This is a genomic window from Streptomyces sp. SID14478, from assembly GCF_010548525.1.
In the GTDB taxonomy this organism is placed as follows: domain Bacteria; phylum Actinomycetota; class Actinomycetes; order Streptomycetales; family Streptomycetaceae; genus Streptomyces.
Map to the genome: position 1 here is coordinate 1 of NZ_JAAGMG010001351.1, position 5100 is coordinate 5100.

4 protein-coding genes are annotated in these 5100 nt (G+C 72.0%); 2 read left to right on the forward strand and 2 right to left on the reverse strand.

Translation table 11 applies throughout. The annotated features are described in order from the left end of the window. A partial coding sequence (locus G3I40_RS43180; RefSeq protein WP_164560262.1) for a transglycosylase domain-containing protein occupies positions 1-1842 on the forward strand: 1842 nt, incomplete at its 5' end. Between the two features lie 87 nt (positions 1843-1929). Here the strand turns inward: G3I40_RS43180 and G3I40_RS43185 are convergent. Together G3I40_RS43185 and G3I40_RS43190 are read right to left on the reverse strand one after the other, a co-directional pair. Beyond that, positions 1930-3222 (reverse strand): amidohydrolase, encoded by a 1293-nt coding sequence (locus tag G3I40_RS43185; protein ID WP_164560263.1) that lies wholly within the window; start codon positions 3220-3222, stop codon positions 1930-1932. Then, positions 3219-4493: an MFS transporter gene (locus G3I40_RS43190; RefSeq protein WP_164560264.1), complete on the reverse strand. Its 1275-nt coding sequence runs from the start codon at positions 4491-4493 to the stop codon at positions 3219-3221. Before G3I40_RS43190 ends, G3I40_RS43185 begins: the two co-directional genes overlap by 4 nt. Before the next feature lie 89 nt (positions 4494-4582). Between G3I40_RS43190 and G3I40_RS43195 the strand changes: the two genes are divergently transcribed. Further along, positions 4583-5100: Lrp/AsnC family transcriptional regulator (locus G3I40_RS43195; protein ID WP_164560265.1), on the forward strand; the 518-nt coding region annotated here is incomplete at its 3' end.

The following is a 5100-nucleotide window of genomic DNA, read 5'->3' on the forward strand; positions in this document are numbered from 1 at the left end:
ATCACCCAGCAGTACGTGAAGAACTACTACCTCACGCAGGACCAGACCGTCACGCGCAAGCTGAAGGAAATGGTCATCTCGCTGAAGGTGGACCGCAAGAAGTCCAAGAACGACATCCTCGCGGGCTACATCAACACCAGCTTCTACGGACGCGGCTCCTGGGGCATCCAGGCCGCGTCCCAGGCCTACTACGGCAAGGACGCCTCGAAGCTGAGCGTGGCGCAGGGCGCCTACCTCGCGGCGCTGCTCCAGGCCCCGAACCAGTACGACTGGGCCGTCGCCTCCGACACCGGCAAGCAACTGGTCAAGCAGCGCTGGAACTACGTGCTCGACAACATGGTCGACATGCACTGGCTCAGCGCGAGCGAGCGGCAGGACATGAAGTTCCCCAAGCCGATCGCGCCGAAGGCCGCCGCCGGGCTGCAGGGCCAGGAGGGCTACCTCTACGAGGCCGCCAAGGCGCAGGTCAAGAAGGACCTGAACCTCACCGACGAGCAGTTCGACGCCGGTGGCTACACGATCACCCTCAACATCGACCGCAAGAAGCAGAAGCAGCTGGAGAAGTCGGTCAAGGAGCAGCTGACCGACAACCTGGACGCGAAGAAGAAGGCCGACTCGCGCGTGCAGGCCGGTGCCGTCTCGGTCGACCCGAAGACCGGCAAGGTCCTGGCCCTGTACGGCGGCCCGGGGCTCAGCAAGCACTACGTGAACAACGCGACCCGCGACGACTACCAGCCGGCCTCCACCTTCAAGCCGATCATTCTCGCGGCCGCGCTGGAGAACAAGGCCAAGACGCAGACCGGCCAGTCGATCAAGGCGAGCACGATCTACGACGGCACGAGCAAGCGCCCGGTCGTCGCGGACGGCAAGAAGGTCGGGTTCGCGCCGCCCAACGAGGACAAGCACAGCTACGGCCCGGTCAGCGTGCAGACCGCGACGAACAAGTCCATCAACTCCGTCTTCGCGCAGATGGGCGCCGACGTCGGCATGGACCAGGTCATGGCGACGGCCAAGAAGCTCGGCATGAACGACGACGACCTCAAGCCGTACTTCGCGCAGACCCTGGGCACCATGGGGGCCAGCCCGATGGAGATGGCCGGCGTCTACGCGACGCTCGACAACCACGGCAAGCAGGTCACCCCGCAGATCGTGAAGTCGGTGTCCAAGCAGGGCCAGCAGGTCGAACTGCCGAAGGCGATCGGTGACCAGGTCATCAGCCGCGGCGCCGCCGACTCGGTCACCTCGGTGCTGACCGGCGTGGTCGACGACGGCACGGCGCAGACCTCGGTCCGCAACAATCCGGCACGTGACGGGCAGAAGGTCGCGGGCAAGACCGGTACCTCCGACGACAACAAGTCGGCCTGGTTCACCGGGTACACGCCGGACCTGGTCACGTCGGTGGGCCTGTTCGGTGAGGGTGCGCTGAACACGTCGGAGGCGGGCAAGCAGCTCTCCATGAAGGGAGCGGGCGGCCTTCCGCGCGTCGACGGCGGCAATTTCCCGGCCAAGATCTGGGCCCAGTACACCTTCAACTCCTCCAGCCCCAACAAGACGTTCGACCTCGACACCGACATGGGCGCCGGCGTCGAGCCCACGACGACGGCCCCCATCACGCCGACCGAGCAGCCGCAGGACACCCCGACGGCGCCGACCAGGACCCCGTCGACGAAGCCCCCTTCGTCCCCGTCGACGCCGACCGACACGCCGACCACCGGCCCGCCGACGGACAACCCGACGCAGACGCCGGACCCGCCCACCGACACCGGTTCGCCGACCTGGGGCATCCCGGACCCGGAGAACCCGATCGACGGGAACAACGACAACGGCAGAGGCGACGACTAGGGGCTGTCCGGCCCACCGGGGGACGCACGCAGGCCGACGCGAGGGGCGCCGGGAACCGCGGAGGTTCCCGGCGCCCCTCGCGCGTGCTCACCCCATCCCGTCGGCCCCGTCGGCCCCGTCGGCGAGCCAGGTGCGGGCCGCGCCCAGCAGGGCCCGCACCCCCAGCTCGATCGTCGGATCCTGCAGCGGGGCGTAGCGCGGGGAGTGGTTCACGGCGACCTCCGCGGGCAGGCCGCGCGCCGCCAGCGTCTCGGCGTCCAGGCCCGCGAACGCGGCCGGATCGACGCCGCCGAAGTGCCAGAACACCGACGGGGCGCCGAGCGCGGTGCCGAACAGGCCGAAGTCCTCGCTGCCGTTGATCGGCTGCGGGAGCACCAGCACCGCCTCCTCGCCGAGCACCCGGCGCAGGCCGGTGAGCGTGGTCGCCGTGGCGTCCGCGGTGTTCACGGTGACCGGGAAGGAGCCGAGCGAGGTGAACTCCGGTTCCTCGGGCGCCCCCGACGCCTCGGCCTCCGCCCGGACGATCCTGCGCACGGCGGCCAGCACCCGTTCGCGCACGACGGGGTCCACGGAACGGATGTTGAGCTTCAGCTCGGCCTCGTCCGGGATGATGTTCTCCTTCGTGCCGGCGTGCAGCGAGCCCACCGTCACCACGGCGGCCTGCGAGGCGCCGACCTCCCGCGCCACCACGGTCTGCAGGCGCAGCACCACGGCCGCCGCCAGCACCACCGGATCGACCGTCGACTCGGGCGTCGAGCCGTGCCCGCCCCGCCCGAAGAGCCGCACCCGGTAACTGTCGGAGGCCGCCATCACGGGGCCCGGCCGGGTCACCGCGACACCCGCCGGGAACGGGCCCACGTGCTGGCCCAGGCACACGTCCGGCGCCGGGAAGCGCTCCGCGAAGCCGTCCGCGAGCATGTTCCGCGCGCCCTCGCCGGTCTCCTCCGCGGGCTGGAACACCGCGACGACCGTGCCGCGCCAGCCGCCCCGGTCCGCGGCGAGCAGCGCCGTCACACCGAGCAGACACGTGACGTGCATGTCGTGGCCGCAGGCGTGCATCACCGGTACGTCGTTGCCGTCGCGGTCGGTGCCGCGCGCCTTTGACGCGTACGGCAGCCCGGTCGCCTCCAGGACGGGCAGCCCGTCCATGTCGGCGCGCAGCAGCACGGTCGGGCCCTCGCCGTTGCGCAGCACGCCCACGACGCCGGTGCCGCCGACCGCCTCGGTCACCTCCCAGCCGCTCTGCGCGCGCAGCCGCCCGGCGACGACGCCGGCGGTGCGCGTCTCCTGGAGGGACAGCTCGGGGTGCGCGTGCAGGTCCCGGTAGAGCGCGCGCAGGGAGGGCAGCAGGGCGTCGAGGCCGGGCACGGTGGTGGTCATGGGTTCTCGCTCTCTACGGTGACGGGGGTGGCGGGCAGGGGGGCCGGCTCGGGCAGCCGCAGCGCCCGGCGGAAGGAGACGGTGTCCTGCGGGGTGACGCAGGCGAGGACCGCGGCGAGCACCGCGCCGACGACGAGGAAGCCGAACGCGGCGCCGAATCCCGCCGCGTCCGCGAGCAGCCCCATGGCGGTCGGCGCGACGACCCCGCCGAGCTGCCCGCCAAAAGTGATCAACCCGGCGGCGGCGCCGGTCAGTTCGGGCGGCAGGCTGCGCAGCGGCACCGCGAAGACGGGCATGTAGGACAGGGACGCCGCGGCGATGGCCACCGTCATCCAGGCCACGAACGCGAACGTGCCGGACGCCGTCGCCATCAGCAGCAGCGCGACCGAGGAGACGGTCATGGCGGGGACGACGACCTTGCGCTGGTGTCCCTCGAAGCGGTCCGCGAGCCGCCCGCCGACGATCACGGAGACGGTCGCCGCGGCCGCCGGTACCACCGCGAGGGCGCCCGCCGAGGTGAGGTCCAGCCCGCGCTCCTCGTTGAGGTACGACGGCACCCAGGTGTTCAGGCCCCACACGATGATGTCGTAGCCGAAGAACATCCCGGCGAACGCCCACAGGGTCCCCGACCGTACGACGGTGCGCGTGCCGCCCGCCGGGGGTGCGACGCGGGGCCCGTGCGGCTCGGGCAGCCACAGCCGTACCGCCGCGTACACGAGGACGCCCACGGCGGCGACGCTGAAGAACGCCGAGCGCCAGCCGAAGTGGGCGATGAGCGGGGCCGCGGCCAGCGGGGCGACGACGGCCGCCACCGCGTTCGAGGACTGGACCAGGCCGTTGGCGCCCATCCGCTGCCCCGGCGTGGTCCGCTCGCTCACCGCCTTCATGGAGGCGCCCGGGAAGATCCCCTCGGCGACGCCGAACAGGAACCGCACCACGAGCAGGATCGCGAACGACCCGGCGAGCCCGGTCAGCGCCGTGAACACGGACCAGACGATCAGCGCCCAGCAGGTGACCCGCTTGGCGCCGAACCGGTCGGCGAGCATCCCGCCGGGGATCTGGCAGACGGCGTACGCCACGAAGAACACCGAGACGGCGACGCCCTGCTGGGCCCGGCTCAGGTCGAACTCGTCGCCGATCGAGGGCAGGGCGAGATTGATGACGAGCCGGTCGACGTAGTCGGTCAGCCAGGCGGCGAAGAGCAGCGCGACCGTGATCTTGGCGCCTCGGTCGAGGCGTTCCCTGCCGGGGGCCGGGGACGGTGGAACCACAGGCACTCCTTCTAGAGTGGGCGTGCTGGTGTGGGGAGCGGCGCGGAAGTGGGGACAGAATCCGGCCGCCGCGCGGGAGAGGGCCGCAAATGCAGGAAAACGGCAGGGTGCTCGCTCCGGCGCCGGAATCCGCCGCCTTCGAGGAGGTGGACCTCGCCCTCATCGACGCCCTGCAGACCGATCCGCGCGCCCCCTGGTCCCGGATCGGACCGGCCCTCGGCATCGACGCGACGACGGCGGCCCGCCGCTGGGCCCGCCTGGAGCGGGACGGGCTCGCCTGGGTCACGGCGTACGCGGGCCCGGCCACGGCGACCGTCGCGTACGTGGAACTGACCTGCGCCCCGGGCGAGGTGGAGGAGCTGACCGCCCGGCTCGTCGCGCTGCCCTGGGTGTTCAGCGCGGAGCACGTGGTCGGCGACTACGACCTCTTCCTGTCCGTCGCCGCCCCCGACCTGCCGTCACTGGGACGCCGCGTCACCGACGGGCTGGGCCGGCTGCCCGGCGTCCGCGCGACCCGGACCCGGCTCAGCATGCGGCTCTACCAGGAGGGCAGCGGCTGGAAGGTGCGCGCGCTGGAACCCGCCGGCCGCGCCCGGCTCGGCCCGGC

Excerpts from the sequence above, each read along its gene's own strand:
- G3I40_RS43185 (WP_164560263.1), bottom strand. The coding sequence starts at position 3,222 with ATGACCACCACCGTGCCCGGCCTCGACGCCCTGCTGCCCTCCCTGCGC.